The sequence below is a fragment of the Marinobacterium lutimaris genome (assembly GCF_900108065.1).
Classification (GTDB): Bacteria; Pseudomonadota; Gammaproteobacteria; order Pseudomonadales; family Balneatricaceae; genus Marinobacterium_D; species Marinobacterium_D lutimaris.
In genome coordinates, this window is the sequence record NZ_FNVQ01000001.1 from 794,139 (window position 1) to 811,260 (window position 17,122).

The window sequence follows — 17,122 nt, forward strand, 5'->3', positions numbered from 1 at the left end:
CCAAACCCGCTCTGCCACTGCCTGGCGGCAGGTTACAGGTGGCCATGCTGAAAGAGTGACGTGCAGGCATGCAGGGGTAGCGGAGATGCCGCTTCGGCTCCTTGAGTGATCAGCGGTAACTGACCGATTTGAAGCCCAGCGCTGAACGCTTATCGGCCAGCACAGTGATCAGCTTTCTGATAATCGCTTCCATGGAACTTCCCGGCGGAAAAACCGCATCGACGCCCATCGCGGTGAGGGCCGGGATATCCTGATCGGGAATAATACCGCCAACAAACACGCCCAGTCGGTCGCAGGATTGCGGCCCAAGTGTATTGAGCAGCTGCTCTACCAGCGGCAGGTGAGCGCCGGATAGCAGCGAGATACCCAGGGCATCGTAGGGGGCTGAATCGAGCATGCGCTGCACCTGCTCTGGCGTGCTGAATAGTGCACTGATATCCACGTCAAAACCTGCATCCTTGAGCCCTGAGGCAACCAGGCGAACGCCACGGTCGTGGCCATCGAGCCCCAGTTTTACCAGCAGGGCGCGGGGCGCTCGGCCCAACAGTTGGTGGTAGGCATCAACCTCCCGGCGGACGCTGCGCCACTGGGTATCCTGGCGACGCTCCAAGCCATAGCGGCCGGCGAGGTAATGCGCATCTGCCTGATGGCGACGCATCTGTTTCAGCAGGGCCTGGGTGCACTCGCCAAGCGTGGCGCGGGCGCGGATCGCCTCAATGGTGAATGCCAGCAGGTTGGCCGTTGGCGAAGCGGCGGCCGTGGTAAGATCGGCCAGCGCCGCTTCTACCCGCGAGGTGTCGCGCGTCTCTTTTAGCCGTTGCAGGCGCTGGCGCTGCTGATGCAGTACCTCGTCGGCATCGATAGCGCGCACAGGCGGGCGAGCCTCATCATCGCTGACAAAACGGTTAACGCCGATAATCGGCCGCTGGCCGTTGTCGATACGGCTCTGGGCTCTCAGTGCCTGGCCGTGGATCTGCTCGCTGACCCAGCCTGATTCCAGCGCGGCCAGAATGCCGCCCATGGCATCGATCTGGCGAAGGTAATCGCGCACTTTATCGGCCATCTGCTGGGTCAGGGATTCCATCATGTAGGAGCCGCCCCAGGGGTCGGCCACATCGCAGATGCCGGTTTCCTGTTGCAGAATCAGCTGGGTGTTACGTGCCAGGCGCGCGGAGTGCTCTGTCGGCAGTGACAGCGCTTCGTCGTAGGCGTTGGTGTGCAGCGACTGGGTGCCGCCAAAGACGCCGGCCATCGCTTCGATGGTAGTACGAATCAGGTTGTTGTGTGGCTCCTGCGCGGTCAATGACCAGCCGGAGGTCTGGCAGTGCATCTTCATCCGCTTGGCGCGATCCGATCTGGCGCCGCGATGTTCAACCTCTTCGCACCAGAGCAGGCGCGCCGCCCGCAGTTTGGCGATTTCATCAAAAAAGTTCATGCCAACGCCGAAGAAGAAGCTGAGCCGGTGGCAGAAATGATCCAGATCCAGACCCCGCGCGCTGATCGCATCCAGGTAGGCGCGGGCGTTCGCCAGTGTCAGTGCCAGCTCCAGCGCGGGTTCTGCTCCCGCTTCCTGAAAGTGATAACCGGAGATCGACATGCTGTTGAAGTTAGGCAGTGCGTGGCTCAGATAATCCACCACATCGGCGCAGATCCGCAGCGAAGGCTTGGGTGCAAAGATATAGGTGTTGCGCACCATGAACTCTTTGAGAATATCGTTCTGAATGGTGCCGCGCAGCTGCTCGCGGGCCACGCCGCTCTCTTCGCCGGCGACGATAAACGCGGCCATGATCGGCAGTACCGCACCGTTCATGGTCATCGACACCGACACACGGCTGAGGTCGATGCCAGCAAACAGTCGCTTCATATCCTCAACGCTGTCGATCGCTACACCGGTGCGCGCCACATCGGCCTGGGCGGCGGGGTGGTCGGAATCAAAGCCCAGGTGCGTTGCCAGGTCAAAAGCGACGGATAGCCCCTGACCACCCTCAGCCAGCGTCTGCTTGAATGCGGCGTTGGAGGCTTCAGCATTGGCAAAGCCGGTGTACTGGCGAATCGTCCAGGGCTTGTGCCGATACATCTGCGTAAACGGACCGCGCAGAAATGGCGCTTCGCCCGGGCGACTGTGTTGATACTCCAGATGGCGAATATCATCGGCACTGTAAAAAGGTTTGCGCTCTACCATGCTCACCCCCGGTTGGCCCAGCGATATTCCGCGCCGTTCAGGCGCTGTTTACGGGTCAGGATATCGGCGATCTTCTGACCGTCTGAGTCCCGGCGCACGCTGAGCCAGTGCAGCAGCGTGCGTTCATCGGATTTCAGCGTGGCGAAGCTCAGGTGCAGCGCATCGCCGATATTGATATTGCCGTAGTAGTTCAACTGCCGGTCGGCGATCTGCCACAGCTGGCGATTGCGATTCCAGCTCCACTCGGCGCGGTCGGCAGCGGCCTGGAAATTGGCGAAGTAGAGAAAGTCTGCGCCGTTAAAATCGTTATGGGGGCAGGGGTGGTGAATGATACCGGGCAGCTTGGCGCAGGTGTCGGGCCTGAGTTCCAGCCACTCCTGCCAGTGTTCGTTGCGAAAGGCTTTGGCGGAGTCCGCCAGCCTGATCGCTTGCGCGTTCAGTGTCAGTCGTGCATCGCTGGCTGAGTCAGTCGAAGTCTCAGTGGCCAGCTCGGTACGCACTACACTCTGGTTGTTGCCCGCTTCCCGCCGGCTCACCTGGGTCGAGAGCATCTCCACCCGCGCACAGGTTTGGCCATTGCAGAGCAGTTGATGGCTGCTGAAGAAACGCGCCCGGCCGATGGGGATCAGGCGGGTTTCGATGCAGAACTGATCGTTTTCGTTGATCAGCTGCAAACGGGCATCATCCAGCTTTACCGCCACAAAGGCGGCATAAACCGGTGAGCCATCCGGCGCCCTGAAATCCGGCAGGGTTTCGCCGAACTGCTTTGCCAGCACGAACCAATGCTGATTGCCGCACTCCTTGAGCAGCCAGTTCTCACTCAAGCCGCACAGGGACAGGTTGGGCATGCCGGCGATAAATTGCGCGTTACAGCTGATCATCGCGTCATCTCTCCATTCAGGCCGTGACGGCGTCCTTGGCGTTAGCGCCACTTTTCACCTGCGCCTGATAGCGCTCGATCTGATGGGCCAGATGTTCTGCGTCTTGGCGTACGCCGGAGAAGCGCCCGGAGCCCCAGGTGTGCAACCAGGGCAGGCCGATAAAGTAGAGGCCCGGTTGCTGGGTGACGCCGCGCTCATGCTTGGGATGGCCCTGGCCATTGAACACGGCGGCATCCAGCCAGGCGAAATCGGGACGGAAACCGATGCACCAGAGAATACTGGTGATGCCCGAGTCAGCCAGGTTAAGCGAGGTACGCTCCTGTTGCAGCTCCCACACCGGGGTGTAAATGGAGGGACCTTCCTCGGTTTCGATGCCCTGTTTTTCGATCCAGGCATCAATGCGGGCGTTGATGTTGTTGAGGGTGGCGTCCGCCTTGTTCAGGTTGTCCGCTAGGTTGGGCTGGAAGATCAGGTTTTCACCATCAAACTCGCTCATCAGGCCGTAGAGCTCCATCCCTTCCTTGGCGAATTCACGCAGGTCGATATCGCGACCGCCATCACGGCCGGTGACGTAGTGGTTGGTGTTGTTGCGAACGTTCTTGCCCAGCGGATGTTCGTTGACGGATATCTGGTAGTAACCCATGTCGTCCAGCCACTCCACCACATCCTTGCCACGGTAGAAGCGTGAGACGCGCGGCGCATTGCCGGTGGCGAGGAACACCTTGCGCCCGGACAGGTGCAGATCTTCGGCGATCTGCGCGCCCGACTGGCCTGAGCCCACCACCAACACGGCACCTTCGGGGAACTGGTCGGCGTTCTTGTACTGCGCCGAGTGCATCTGAAACACCGCTTGCGGCACCCGTTCCGCCATCCGCGGAATCACCGGAATGTGGTAGCCACCGGAGGCGACCACAACCTGGTCGGCACTGAAGTCGCCGTGCGAAGTACAGAGCTGGTACACGCCGTCAGCGTCGGTCTCAACGCTATTGACGCTCACGCCTTCACGCACCGGGGCGTTCACCTTCGCGGCAAAGCGCTCCAGGTAGCCGATGGTTTCATCGCGGGTCATAAACCCTTTGGGGTCATCGCCATCATAGGGGTGGCCGGGCAGGTCGCACTGCCAGTTGGGCGTTACCAGGGTGAAGGCGTCCCAGCGCTCGTTTTTCCAGCCATGCATCAGGGTGTTCTTCTCAAGCACGAGGTGGTCAATCTGCAACTGCTTAAGGAAGTAGCTGATCGACAGGCCCGCCTGGCCTGCGCCGATAACAATAACGGGGTAGTGCGGTTTGGTTGTTTGCTCGTTACTCATGTGGGTATCCATTGTCTTTACTGAGTCTTTATCGGTTGTCGGTTCAGGAGATGTGGGTGATCTCAATCTCGGGGTGCTCGCTGGCTTCAAAACGCGCGGCTTTTGCCTTGATGACAGCCAGCTGGTCCATGGAGCTGGAGCAGGCGTAGCCAAATTTCTGCTCGACGCGCTGGCTGGCGGAATCGAGCGCCACCTCGGCTTTGCTGACGAACTCGGCCAGTGGCATTGTGTCACCCGTCTTGAAGTGGTCGCGCACCACGGTCGAGGGGGAGTAGCAGCTGTCTTCGCTGCCGTCGGGCCAGCGGACGTTGAAGTTAATTGCGGGCATTTTTACTTCTCCATCAATGTCTTAGGGGCATATTCAAAGGTATTGTTTAAGGCATTGTTTAAAGGCGTCGTCAGGGCGCTGAGGCCGTGTCGCTCTCCGGGCGAAACCCCATCAGCGGTTGGCTGCCAAGGTCGCGCACCTGCACCTTTTGCGCGTCATGCCTCACCCAAAGCTGTTTGTCATCGGTGATTGTGCCGATGGCTGAGGCGCTGATATCACGGCTGTGGAATAGCCCCAGCAGCGCTGGCAGTGACGCCTGATCTGTCGTCAGCAGGTAGCCAAAGCTTGGGAAAGCGCAGAGCCAATCAGCCCAGCTGACGCCTTGTGGTTTTTCAATCGCATCCAGCTCGATGCGCGCGCCCACGCCAGAGCTCTCCAGCAGCATCAGCGCGGTGCCGATCAGCCCCGCCTGGCTGATATCCTTGGCGGCGCTGGCAAGCCCTCGCTCGGCGATTTCGGGTAGTAGTGCGATATCACCGCGCAGGCGTTGGGCCGGTGCCTGCGTGGCGGCGTTCCAGTTGAGGTAGGGCGCACGGAAAGCGCCCCGATGGTCGATGGCGGCGACCAGCACCTGCCCGGGTTGTGCCGCAAACGCACTGAGCAGCTGTTTCGCCTGGCCGAGAATAGAAACGGCCAGTTGCGCTTGATTGGCGCGCAGGTTGGTGTGGCCGCCGATAATCGGTACGCCGAATGTTTCGGCGGCGGCACTCATGCCGGCGAAAATCTGCTGGGCGTGATCGATATCGTGATTCCAAAGCGCGTTGACCACCGCCAACGGCCGCCCGCCCATGGCGGCGATATCGCTGATATTGACCATCACGCCACACCAGCCGGCAAACCAGGGGTCCTGTTCAACAAAGGCGTTCAGAAACCCCTCCATCGCCAACAGTGAGTAACCCTCGGGGCCGGGAATCGCCGCTGCGTCATCGCCGTTGGGGTGCCAGCCTTGCGGCAGCGGTGGCAGTTGTGGAGCCAGCCGGGCGATATCCTCTTTATGGGCGATGCCGGCGTACTGGCTCACCTGTGCCATCAGCGTGCGCAGCTCCATGCTCATGCCTCTGTCTCCAGGGCGCGGGTCAGCTCAAGCAGTCCCGGTGCAATCTCCGCCGTTGAGCGGCGGTTACGAGCGCGCAGTACAAAACCGCCAAAGGGGGTGTGGCAGGGCGGATAGTGGCTGAGGTCCGCCTGCATGATGACGTGGGGCAGGTCACGCACGCTCTCTTCGCCGATGCGCGCCCAGTGCAGGCGACGGAACAGGGTTTCGTTCTGCGACTGCACCCGGGCCAGAAAGCAGCGACAACCCAGTGCATGGGCACTGGACACCGCCAGCTTGATCAGCGTGGCCCCGAGATAGCCCTGGGTACGAAACGCCGGATCAACCGCCAGGCGTGAGCCGTACCAGATTCCCGGCTCCTCCTCATGGATGCGCACGGTGCCCACCACCTGCTCATGCCAGCCACCGTGACCGCCAAGCGCTACCAGCAGTTGTGCCGATTGATCGGTGAGATCCCGGTCGTCCTGCTCAAACAGCGACTGCTCGTCGCAGAACACGCGTCGGCGCAAGGCGTAGGCCTCGTTGGCCTCCCAATCGAGGCTGGCCCATTTAATGGTGTATTCGGAGTAGGCCGGATGGCGGTTTTTACTGGTCATAGCGAAACCCTCACACTCAGTGTTCGTACTCGGACAGGGTGGAGCAGGCACCGCAGCGGCCGCAGCCCGCCTTGATATCGCTGGAGCGCATGCTCGCCCGCTGCAGGCGTTTGCCCAGAGGCGCCAGGATCGACTCCATAAACTCGCTGCCGGGCGGTGTCAGATCTTCCAGCGGCGTACCGGTGATCGGCACGAACGGCACCACGAAGGGGTAAACGCCGATCTCGATCAGCTGCTCGCAGATCTCAAGAATCGCCTCCTTGCTATCCCCAAGGCCCGCCAGGATGTAGGTGCTGACCTGGCCACGACCAAAGACTGCAACCGCATCGCGAAAGGCCAGCAGATACTCCTCGATGGAAACCTCCGCCTTACCCGGCATCAGCTCCTTGCGCAGCTCAGGGGTTACCACCTCCAGATGCATACCGAGGGTGTCGATACCGGCATCCTTCATGCGCTGATACCAGATGGGATCATTGGGCGGTTCGCACTGGGCCTGCAGTGGCAGATCCACCGCCGCGCGGATCGCCTGCGCACTCTCGCAGAGAATGGCGGCACCACGATCTGCGGTCGCAGGCGTCCCGGTGGTCATCACCATGTGCTGCACGCCATCGAGTTCAACCGCGGCTTTTGCCACTTCAGCCAGTTGCTGCGGTGTTTTACGGGCGATGGTGCGACCCGCCTGCAGCGACTGACCGATCGAGCAGAACTTGCATGCCTTGCGCCGGCTCTCATAGCGGATACAGGTTTGCAGCACGGTGGTGGCGAGCACGTCCTTGCTGTGCAGCGTGGCTATCTGCGAGTAGGGGGTGCCATCCTCGGTGCTGAGATCGTAAAAACGCGGTGTCTCGGCAAAGGTGATATCCGCCAGCGGAATCGCATTCTCGACCAGCCGGTGACCGCTCTCGTCGGACTCCACTGCAAAAGGGGAGCGCCAGGCCGACTGGGTATAGATCGGTACCATCAGTGTGGTGCCATCGATGGTCACCGCCTGATGATCGGAAGGGCCGGCACCGCCACGGCGGCTAACGTGGTCCTGATCGACACTGTTCAGGCGCAGACCCCGTGTCTGCAGCTCAGTAATCAAATGCTGGCGCTGGGTTGACTTGCTTGGGCTCATCATCGGCTCCTTGGAGGCTTTCATCCGCAGTGGGGGCAAGTGGACGGCTATAGCGGGCGGGCTCGTCGTTGATCGCCAGGCTCAGCAGTTCAGGGCGCGCGTAGTGGCCAACGGAATCCATCATCCGTTTGCGCTTGGTAATGAGGCTGAAATCGAGATCGGCAATCACCAGCCCTTCACCCTCGGTCAGCGGCGTCGCCAGGTGCTTACCCTCCGGCGAGATAATGGCTGTGTTGCAGCCGTCGCGCAGGGCTTGCTGCAGCTTCTCGTCAGGGGTGATCGACTCGATCTGCTCGTCATGCAGCCAGCCGGTGGAGTTGACCACGAAACAGCCGGACTCCAGTGCGTGGTGGCGAATGGTCGCTTCGATCTGATCGGCAAACACGGGGCCGACCAGTGAGCCGGGGAACTGGCTGCAATGGATCTGCTCATGCTGGGTCATCAGTGCATAGCGGGCCAGCGGGTTGTAGTGCTCCCAACAGGCCAGTGCACCGACCCTGCCGACGGCGGTATCGGCAACCTTGAGGCCCGCGGCGTCGCCCTGGCCCCAGATCATTCGCTCATGGTAGGTGGGCGTGATCTTGCGGCGCTTAAGCAGCAGTTTGCCGTCAGCGTTAAAGATCAGCTGGGTGTTGTAGAGGCTGCCGTGATCACGTTCGTTCACGCCAAGCACGACCACCATGGCGTGCTTGTGGGCACGCTCGGCTACCGCGTCGGTGATAGGCCCCGGCACCACAACCGCTTCTTCATACAGACGCAGGTGCTCGGCGCCGCAGGCCACGGCGGGGTATACAAAAGAGAAGTAGGGATAGTAGGGGACAAAGGTCTCCGGAAAGACGATCAATTCGACGCCTTTCGCGGCCGCTTCATCCATTGCATTCAGTACATTGGCCAGCGTGCCGTTCGCGCTCCGAAGATCCGGAGCAATCTGAACGGCAGCGGCCCGTACCACTTTAGAGGTGGTCATGGCCGCTACGCTCCTTACAGGGTCCAGGTATCGAGGATGACCGCGTTGTCGCGCATGTGCAGGAGTTTCAGGTCCATCACATCCAGCGGATTGATCGGGCGGATCCCCTCAACCAGAGACGGCTCGCCGTGGCCATAGAGCGCCTGCAGGGCAAAGCGGCAGGCGTACACCTTGCCGCCTTCCGCCATGAACTTCTTCAGCTGGTTGGCGTAGTTCTGATGACCCGGGAACGCTTCATCACCGATGGTGGGGAAGCCACGCTGCAGACCCAGGGTAACGCCGGGTCCGTAAAGCAGAATGGAAGTCTCGTAGCCTTTGCGCTGCAGGCGGGTAGCCTGAAGCATGTTGACCAGGCCGATGGAGCCTTCAAAGGCAACGGTATGGAAGGTCACCAGCGCTTTTTCGCCAGGTTTCGCCTGAACATCTTCAAACACTTTCTCTTCGTAATCGACGAAGAAATCACCGGCTTTGTGCTGTGGCTGGGTTACGGTTGGCATAGTCTGTTACTCCATCTTTTTTGTCTTGAGTTGAACCAAAAGCAAAGTCGCGTTTGATTTGGTGCAATCAGGATGGAGCAATCGATATGCCAATTGATTTGGGTATGATTGCAATCAATATGCAATCAATGATTGGTGTCTAACTCAAAAATCGGATAAAAAATTCAGATGCATGCGTTTTGTATATTATGCATATTTTCTAATTTAACTGACTGATTGTGCAGTATTAGTGCGTTAAGTCTCTATATGCTCTCTGTTGGGGCGCTCTATCCAATCAATTGGTTATTGTCGGTAGATATTTTCGATATAACAAATGGAGTAGAATGCCTGGTTGCAACTATCCGATTTATATAAAGAGTTGATTGCATTAATGAGTACACACGAGCTTCAGCGTTGGCGCCATCGGTTGGAATCAGAGAAAGGGACGCCTGCTTATCGCCTGATTGCCGATCTGATAGAAGAAGACGTCGATAGCGGTCGTCTTCAAGCAAGGGACCGGCTGCCCACCCTGCGTGATCTGGCCTCGGCAGTCGGTATCAACTACACCACGGCGGCGCGAGCCTACAACGAAGCTCGGGCACGGGGATTGATCGACTCTCATCCCGGCTCTGGCACCTTTGTGAAGGGAAGGACAGTTAGCGTTCAGCCCAGCCGAGGTGACTATGAGATGACCATGAACCTGATGATCGAGCCGTCGATTCCGACGCTGGTGGAGCAGGTGCGTGACAGCGCGATTTCGGTGATGGCGCAACATGATCTGTACTCCATGCTGCGCTATCAGGCGTTTGGCGGCTCTCCACGTTCGAAAGAGGCGGCGCTTAAATGGCTGGATCAGCGACTGAGTCGTGCGGTGCCTGAGCAGGTGCTGGTCTGCCCCGGTATTCACAGCGCGCTGGTGGGGCTACTCACTAAACTGGTCGATCCCGGTAAGCTGGTATGCGTCGAAAGCCTGGCCTATCCCGGCATTAAAGCGATCGCGGCGCAGCTGGGGCTGACCCTGCACTCACTGGAGCGCGATGCCGATGGCCCGCTGGTGCGCCCGTTTGAGGAGGTGTGCAAGCAGGGTAACGTCGCCGTGCTGTATCTGAACCCGACCATTCAAAACCCGACCACCACGACGATTCCTCAGAGCCGCCGCGAGGCGCTGGCAGATGTGGCGCTGCGCTACAGCATTCCGATCATTGAAGATGATGCCTATACCTTGCTGAGCGAAGAACCGGTGACCCCGATCGCCGATCTGGCGCCGGAGCTGACCTACTACATCATGGGTACGGCGAAGTGCTTTGGGCCTGGGCTGCGCTCTGCGTTTGTGCATGCACCTTCGCGCCGTCAGGCGCAGCGCTTTGCCGGCGCCATGCGCGCGCTCTATGTGATGTCGAGCCCGCTGGTGGATGAGCTGGTGAGCAGCTGGATTCTGGATGGTACCGCGGAGGCGATGCGCAAGGCGATCCGCAACGAAGCGATCGCACGGCTGAAACTGGCCGAACAATACCTGGGGCGCCAGCGTATCGCCTCGGCCAAAGGGGCCTTTCATCTCTGGCTGAAACTGCCGAAGGCATCGAACTGGAACCCCTCGGAACTGGCCGTTCAATTGCGGGGTCACGGCGTCAGTGCGGTATCGAGCGCAGCATTCAGCACCGATAACAACCCGCCGGACGCACTGCGGCTATGCTTTGGTGGTCCGATCAGTCGCGACATATGGGAAGAGGGGCTACAGCATGTGGCCGACCTTATCGATCAGCCCGCCTACCTGTCATCACTGACAACCTGAACCGGAGCGCCTGATGAAACAGTACCTGGATTTATGTCGACGCATCATCGATGAAGGCGAATGGGTGACCAATCAGCGCACCGGCAAGCGCTGTCTGACACTGATTAACGCGGATCTCAGCTATAACGTAGCCGCCAATGAGCTGCCGCTGATCACGACCCGTAAAAGCTACTGGAAAGCGGCCATCGCAGAGCTGCTCGGTTATATCCGCGGTTATGACAATGCCGCCGACTTTCGCAAGCTGGGTACCAAAACCTGGGATGCCAATTCCAACGAGAATGCCGACTGGCTGGCGAACCCCTGCCGTAAAGGGGCGGACGATATGGGGCGGGTTTATGGTGTTCAGGGGCGTCACTGGCGCACGCCTGAGGGAAAAGAGGTCGACCAGCTGGCCAAGCTGGTAGGTAATCTGAAACGGGGCATAGACGACCGTGGCGAGATCCTGAGCTTCTATAACCCCGGTGAGTTTCATCTCGGTTGCCTGCGACCCTGCATGCACACCCATACCTTCTCGCTACTCGGCGACACGCTTTATCTGACCTCCTATCAGCGCTCCTGCGATGTGCCGCTGGGTCTGAACTTCAATCAGGTGCAGGTGTTTGCGCTGTTGCGACTGATCGCGCAGATCACCGGCCATAAGCCGGGTACCGCCTTTCACAAGATCGTCAATGCGCATATCTATGAGGACCAGCTGGAGTTGCTGCGCGATGTGCAGCTCAAACGGGAACCCTTCCCGCTACCCAGCCTCGAGATCAATCCGGATATCCGCACCCTGGATGATCTCGAAAACTGGGTCACCCTCGACGATTTCAAGGTCGAGGGTTACCAGAGTCATCCGCCGATCGCTTATCCGTTTTCGGTTTAAACCTCAGGCCGAAGGGATCAGGGCCCGCAGTATCAGTGCCGCCAGATAGGTGACACTGACACTGGCGCTCCAGATCGCAACCAGCCACAGCAGTTGATGCAGGTTTTTTGATTTCAGCATGCAGTAATACCCATCAGTGATACGCGTCTTCAGCGCTCACCTTGCCGCGGAACACATAATAGGACCAGGCGCTGTACATCAGGATGATCGGGATGATCACCAGCGCGCCGACCAGCGCAAATCCCTGGCTGGCAACGGGGGAGGAGGCTTCCCATATGTCGATGCCCGGAGGCCAGAAATTGAGGGCGGGTGGAATCACGTTGGGCCACAGGCTGATACCAAGACCGATAAACCCAAGCATCACCACCACCAGCGTCATCAGGAAGGGCGTCGCTTCGCCCTGTTTCACCGAGCACAGCAGCCACACGCAGGCGAGCAGCGTCACAATCGGCAGCGGCGCTAGCCAGTAGAGGTTGGGCAGACTAAACCAGCGCTCGGCGATTGCCGGATGTCCCAGCGGCGTCCAGATCGACACCACCAGCATAAACACCAGCAACATGATGACCAGCGGGTAGGTCAGGCGACGCATCAGGCTCTGCAACAGGCCGTCGGTTTTCATGATCAGCCAGGTACTGCCCAGCAGTGCATAGGTTGCCGATAGTGCGACACCGCAAAACAGCGAGAATGGGCTGATCCAGTCCCAGGCGGTGCCGGCAAACTGCCCATCCACAACGCGGATACCGTTGAGGTAACTACCGAGGGTGACCCCCTGAGAAAAGCTCGCCAGCAGGGAGCCGGCAAAAAACGCCTTGTTCCACAGATGGCGGCTGGCGTCGCTGGATTTAGCCCGCGCCTCAAACGCCACGCCGCGCAGTATCAGGCCGATCAACATAAACACAATGGGAAGATAGAGGGCGCTGAGCACCACCGCATAGGCCAGCGGGAACGCCGCCATCAATGCCGCGCCTCCCAGTACCAGCCAGGTTTCGTTGCCATCCCAGATGGGTGCCACGCTCGCCATCATGCGATCGCGATCTTTTTCGCCGTTAACAAAGGGGAAGAGTAGCCCCACGCCCAGGTCAAAGCCGTCGGCGATGACGTAGAGCATGACACCGACGAGGATGATGACGGCCCAGATAGCCGCAGTATCGATACCCATGGTTATTCTCCTTGCTCTGTGTTGGAAAGCGGCGCTTGGCGTACAGTCGACAGGGTGGTCTCAATGTTGTGATCCGGCCCTTGAGCGATCAGGCGCAGCATGTAACGAATGCCGGTACCAAAAATCAGCCCATAGACAATCACAAACAGCACCAGTGAGATTGTCAGCTCAAGCGCCTGATGGGGGCTTGCCGCATCCGCGGTTTTCAGCAGCCCATAAACCACCCAGGGTTGACGCCCCAGCTCCGTGGTAAACCAGCCGGCCAGCAGCGCAATCAGCCCCGTCGGCCCCATCAGCAGGGCAAAACGCAACAGTCTGCGGTTGCTAAACAGTGTCCGTCGCCACCAGGCCCAGACACCCCAAACACCCAGCAGCAGCATCAGCGTGCCAAGGCCCACCATGACGCGGAACGACCAGAACACAGCGGTAGCATTGGGGCGCTCGTCAGCGGGAAACTCCGATAACCCTTTGAAGGTTCCATCCCAGCTGTGGGTGAGGATCAAACTACCAAGATGCGGAATGCCGAAGGCAAAGTGAGTGGTTTCCGCCTCGTTATCCGGCCAGCCAAACAACAGTAGCGGTACCCCTTCGCCTGCGGACTCATTGCGCCAGTGCCCCTCCATGGCCGCCACCTTGGCGGGCTGGTGCTCCAGCGTATTGATACCGTGCGCATCGCCGGCGATGATCTGCAGTGGCGTAACAACCATCAGCATGCCGATCGCCATCATCAGCATGGTGCGAATCGCAGCGCTATCCCGTCCTTTCAACAGATGCCAGGCGGCACTCGCGCCCACCATCAAAGCGGTGCTAAGAAACGCCGCAAGGCCCATGTGCACCAGGCGATAGGGGAAGGAGGGGTTGAAGATGATTGCCAACCAATCGGTGGGGATCACTTTGCCATCCACAATCTCGTAGCCGGCCGGTGTCTGCATCCAGGAGTTGGACGCGAGAATCCATGTTGCGGAGATCAGCGTGCCAATGGCGACCATAAGGGTGGCGAAAAAGTGCAGCTTTTCGCCCACTTTACTCCAGCCAAACAGCATGACGCCGAGAAAGCCCGCTTCCAGAAAGAAAGCGGTGAGCACTTCATAGGTCAGCAATGGGCCGGTAATGCTACCGGCAAAGGCGGAGAATCCGCTCCAGTTAGTGCCAAACTCGTAGGCCATCACCAGGCCAGACACCACACCCATTCCGAAGTTAAGGGCAAAGATGCGACTCCAGAACTGGTACAGCTGCTTGAACACCGGATTACGGCTACGCAGCCAGCACCCCTCCAGCACCGCCAGATAACTGGCCAAGCCGATGGTGATCGCCGGGAAGATAATATGAAAGGACACGGTGAACCCAAACTGGATCCGCGCCAATAATAAAGCGGTTTCTTGCACGTGCGCTCCTAGGTCGATTAGATCGACTGGGTCAGGAAGGTTGTCTCTTTGGTGGCGTGAACCTGACGCCCCTGAAAATGGAAGGTGAGTGGGGATCTCGCTGGCAGGCTCTGTTGGTTGCACACCCGGAAAGGTAACCAGGTGGCGTTGTTTTCAGCGAGGTTGATCGCCTCGGGGCCAAACAGCTCAAACTGCCCCTCTCCCTGCACGGAGACACGAATCAGCGATTCGCCTGGGGCAAAACTTTCAACCTTGAGGCGGTAATGGTTGCAGACATGCTGCGCATCTAACTGGGTAAAGAGCGCGCCACGATCGCGGCGGATCTCCACCAGCAGATCGGTGGTACCGGTGAAACCGTAAACGACGGCGCTGCAGGCTGTGAGCATCACCGCAGCATATCCGGCCAGTCGCGGGCGCAGCAGCGGTGAGGGCTTCTGTTCAAGCTGGGCTTCGGAAGCAAAGCGGATCAGCCCGGTGGGGCGGTTCAGTTTGCTCATCACCGTATCGCAGGCGTCGATGCAGGCAGCGCAGTCGATGCAGGCCGCCTGCAGCCCGTCACGAATATCGATACCGGTGGGGCAGACCTGCACGCAAAGGCCGCAATCGATGCAGTCGCCACTGTTGGCATCGGCGTTGCGCCGGTTGGCGCGGGGCTCGCCGCGGACGGCATCGTAGCTGACCGTGCGGGTATCGCGGTCGAACATCACCCCCTGAAAACGGGAATAGGGGCAGGCGTGCAGGCAGATCTTCTCACGCACCAAGCCGGCATTGGCGTAGGTCAGCCCGGCCATGATCACCAGCCAGCCGGCAACGCCTGCGCCCATCTCAAGCTGCAAGACGCTCGCGACCAGTTCACGCATAGGTATGAAATAGCCGGTAAAGGTGAGCGCGGTTAAGGTGGCGAGAACTATCCAGAGCAGGTGCTTGGCGCTGCGGCGTAGCAATCGCTCTGCGTTCATTGCTTTGTTTTCGGCGCGAGCCCTGACGCTGGCGCGCCCCTCGGTCAGATCCTCGATACGGATAAACAGCCAGGTCCAGATACTCTGCGGACAGGCAAAGCCACACCAGACACGCCCCCAGGCGACGGCGAGAAAAAACAGCAGGCAGGCGCCGGCGATCATCAACCCGGCCAGCAATGGCAGGTCATGCCAGGAGAGCGCATTACCGAACAGGATCAGCTTGCGCTGCGCGAACGAGAACATCAGCCAGGGTTGCCCATCCACCTGTACCCATACCAGGCCAAAGAACAGAGCGAGCATCGGCCAGCTGCTGAGTCGGCGCAGATTCTGAAAGCGGCCTTTGGTAAGGCGGACGTGAAACTTGCCATCTCGGGCAAAGGGCGGCGTGTAATCTTGAACGACGGGTATCTTTTCCATTGCGGTTCATCCCCAGCTTTTTTAACTGGGCCCAGATTACGCTTGTGGGTTTAATAGGTTCAGGTATAAATAAATTAAACTTAATCGGTACAGATTAAGAGAAGCCACAAACTGGAAAGTAGAGAGCGAAATGGAATCTGAGTATCGCTACCAGCAACTGGAGAACTGGCTGCTGCAGGGGATTTTGGAGCAGCGCTGGCGCCTGGGAGAACGTCTGCCTTCGATTCGTACCCTGTGTCAGGAGCAGGGGCTGTCCAAGGCTACGGTGCAGCATGCGCTGCAACGGCTGGAGGCTCAGGGGCTGCTGGAGGCGCGTCCCAAGGCGGGCTATTTTGTCGCGCTCCAGCCTGACGGTGTAAAAAAGCCGCTAAGCCGCGCCCGTATCGAAGCGCCGCGCCCGGTCAGTGTCAGTGATCTACTGCTCGATATCATGCGGCGCAGTGCCGCGTTTGATCTGCTGCCGGATCTGCACAGTGGCGATCTGCCGCCCGGCATCGTGGCGCTGAACCGCTCCATCGGCCGTTCGCTGCGGCGTCAGAAGGGTGAAGACTATCAGTATTACGATGAACCGGCCGGGGATCGGCAGCTGCGCGAGCAGCTTGCGCTGCATGCCGCACGGCGCGGTTGGAGTGTTTCACCGGAGCAGCTCTGTATTACCTCAGGCTGCCAGCATGCGCTGTTTCTGGCGCTGATGGCATGCTGCGAGCGCGGTGATGTGGTTGCTGTCGAGTCTCCCGGCTTTTATGGCGTGCTGCAACTGCTGGAGCAACTGGAACTGCGTGTTGTCGAGGTGCCCACCTCGGCGGAAAGCGGCATGGATATCGATGCCCTGGAAGAGGTGCTGGAGCGCTGGAAGGTCAGGGCCTGCATCGTCTCTCCGGCGTTCGGCACCCCCGGCGGGGCGTTGATGCCGCTGGCGTCGAAGCAGCGGCTGCTGGCACTGGCGGAGCGCCATAATCTTGCCGTGATCGAGGATGATATCTACGCCGATACCGCCCAGGGTTCGGCGCCTGATCCACTCAAAGCACTGGATAGCGATAACCGCGTCATTCTGTGCAGTTCCTTCTCCAAGTGTCTGTCGCGAGATCTGCGCCTGGGATGGGTGTCCGGGGCACGCTGGCATGATCGCATTCAGCACCTGAAACTGGTGACCCAGCTGGCCAGCAGCCGTTATCTTCAACAGGGCGTTGCCGAGTTCATGGCCGATGGCGGTTTCAGTGCCCATCTGCGCCGGCAGCGCAATGAACTGCGTGTTAATCGCGACCAGCTGATCGCAGAGCTCCATGCCTGGCCGGGCGAGGTGCGCGTAACCGCGCCTCAGGGTGGGTTGGCCGTATGGGTGGAGCTACCCGAGCATGTGGATACGCTGTCCGCCTATGGCGAGGGACTTGAACAGGGCGTGGTGATTACACCGGGTCCGCTGTTCTCGGTGTCTGGGCAGTTCGCCAACTGTCTGCGCATCAGTTTTGCTCATCCGTGGAACGCCTCCCGAACCCGGGCGCTGAGACGCTTGCCAGAACTGCTGCGGGTCTGAGACTCATCACTGTACCTGTTTATAACTGTACCTATTTATAACTGTACCTATTCATATTAAATATTTTGAGCCTGATCCTTATCTGTTCCCGCCGTTAGTCT

General features: G+C 59.5%; 16 protein-coding genes. 3 read left to right on the forward strand and 13 right to left on the reverse strand.

Annotated features, from left to right (window positions below; translation table 11 throughout):
- Positions 1-109: 109 nt before the first annotated feature.
- The 9 genes from scpA to C4S72_RS03720 all read right to left on the reverse strand — a co-directional run bounded on the left by scpA (position 110) and on the right by C4S72_RS03720 (position 8,931).
- Complete coding sequence (gene scpA, locus C4S72_RS03680; RefSeq protein WP_104001698.1) at positions 110-2,182, reverse strand: methylmalonyl-CoA mutase; 2,073 nt, start codon at positions 2,180-2,182, stop codon at positions 110-112.
- A 2-nt stretch (positions 2,183-2,184) separates the two neighbouring features.
- Positions 2,185-3,063 carry a Pnap_2097 family protein gene (locus C4S72_RS03685; RefSeq protein WP_104001699.1) on the reverse strand — a complete coding sequence of 293 codons (879 nt, stop codon included), beginning with the start codon at positions 3,061-3,063 and terminating at the stop codon, positions 2,185-2,187.
- Between the two features lie 16 nt (positions 3,064-3,079).
- The gene (locus C4S72_RS03690) at positions 3,080-4,372 is read right to left on the reverse strand and encodes an MSMEG_0569 family flavin-dependent oxidoreductase (RefSeq protein ID WP_104001700.1); all 1,293 of its coding nucleotides are present in this window, start codon (positions 4,370-4,372) and stop codon (positions 3,080-3,082) included.
- A gap of 43 nt (positions 4,373-4,415) precedes the next feature.
- Positions 4,416-4,700, reverse strand: coding sequence for an MSMEG_0570 family nitrogen starvation response protein (locus tag C4S72_RS03695; RefSeq protein WP_104001701.1), 285 nt, complete (start codon positions 4,698-4,700; stop codon positions 4,416-4,418).
- Between the two features lie 70 nt (positions 4,701-4,770).
- A complete protein-coding gene (locus tag C4S72_RS03700; RefSeq protein WP_104001702.1) occupies positions 4,771-5,754 on the reverse strand; it encodes a sll0787 family AIR synthase-like protein in 984 nt (327 codons plus the stop codon).
- Positions 5,751-6,350: an MSMEG_0567/Sll0786 family nitrogen starvation N-acetyltransferase gene (locus tag C4S72_RS03705; protein WP_104001703.1), complete on the reverse strand. Its 600-nt coding sequence runs from the start codon at positions 6,348-6,350 to the stop codon at positions 5,751-5,753. The genes C4S72_RS03700 and C4S72_RS03705 overlap by 4 nt, the downstream gene beginning before the upstream one ends.
- A gap of 16 nt (positions 6,351-6,366) precedes the next feature.
- Positions 6,367-7,467 (reverse strand): MSMEG_0568 family radical SAM protein, encoded by a 1,101-nt coding sequence (locus tag C4S72_RS03710; RefSeq protein WP_235009037.1) that lies wholly within the window; start codon positions 7,465-7,467, stop codon positions 6,367-6,369.
- A complete protein-coding gene (locus C4S72_RS03715) occupies positions 7,424-8,434 on the reverse strand; it encodes a Nit6803 family nitrilase (RefSeq protein ID WP_104001705.1) in 1,011 nt (336 codons plus the stop codon). The genes C4S72_RS03710 and C4S72_RS03715 overlap by 44 nt, the downstream gene beginning before the upstream one ends.
- Positions 8,435-8,448: 14 nt before the next feature.
- The gene (locus C4S72_RS03720) at positions 8,449-8,931 is read right to left on the reverse strand and encodes an MSMEG_0572/Sll0783 family nitrogen starvation response protein (protein ID WP_104001706.1); all 483 of its coding nucleotides are present in this window, start codon (positions 8,929-8,931) and stop codon (positions 8,449-8,451) included.
- A 370-nt stretch (positions 8,932-9,301) separates the two neighbouring features.
- On the opposite strand from C4S72_RS03720, the gene C4S72_RS03725 reads away from it, so the two are divergent.
- Positions 9,302-10,702 (forward strand): aminotransferase-like domain-containing protein, encoded by a 1,401-nt coding sequence (locus C4S72_RS03725; protein WP_200826658.1) that lies wholly within the window; start codon positions 9,302-9,304, stop codon positions 10,700-10,702.
- 13 nt (positions 10,703-10,715) lie between these two features.
- The gene (locus C4S72_RS03730) at positions 10,716-11,567 is read left to right on the forward strand and encodes a thymidylate synthase (RefSeq protein ID WP_104001707.1); all 852 of its coding nucleotides are present in this window, start codon (positions 10,716-10,718) and stop codon (positions 11,565-11,567) included.
- Between the two features lie 3 nt (positions 11,568-11,570).
- On the opposite strand, the gene C4S72_RS03735 is transcribed toward C4S72_RS03730, so the two are convergent.
- From C4S72_RS03735 to ccoG, 4 genes are read right to left on the reverse strand one after another with little or no spacing between them, the layout of a single operon-like run.
- Positions 11,571-11,687, reverse strand: coding sequence for a DUF2474 family protein (locus tag C4S72_RS03735; protein WP_104001708.1), 117 nt, complete (start codon positions 11,685-11,687; stop codon positions 11,571-11,573).
- A gap of 13 nt (positions 11,688-11,700) precedes the next feature.
- A complete protein-coding gene (gene cydB / locus C4S72_RS03740; RefSeq protein ID WP_104001709.1) occupies positions 11,701-12,726 on the reverse strand; it encodes a cytochrome d ubiquinol oxidase subunit II in 1,026 nt (341 codons plus the stop codon).
- A gap of 2 nt (positions 12,727-12,728) precedes the next feature.
- Positions 12,729-14,111: a cytochrome ubiquinol oxidase subunit I gene (locus C4S72_RS03745; protein WP_104001710.1), complete on the reverse strand. Its 1,383-nt coding sequence runs from the start codon at positions 14,109-14,111 to the stop codon at positions 12,729-12,731.
- Between the two features lie 17 nt (positions 14,112-14,128).
- On the reverse strand, positions 14,129-15,487 hold the full coding sequence (ccoG, locus tag C4S72_RS03750; protein WP_104001711.1) for a cytochrome c oxidase accessory protein CcoG: 1,359 nt from the start codon (positions 15,485-15,487) through the stop codon (positions 14,129-14,131).
- A gap of 130 nt (positions 15,488-15,617) precedes the next feature.
- Here ccoG and C4S72_RS03755 point away from each other — a divergent pair, with 130 nt between their 5' ends.
- Complete coding sequence (locus C4S72_RS03755) at positions 15,618-17,021, forward strand: aminotransferase-like domain-containing protein (protein WP_104001712.1); 1,404 nt, start codon at positions 15,618-15,620, stop codon at positions 17,019-17,021.
- Positions 17,022-17,122: the final 101 nt, after the last annotated feature.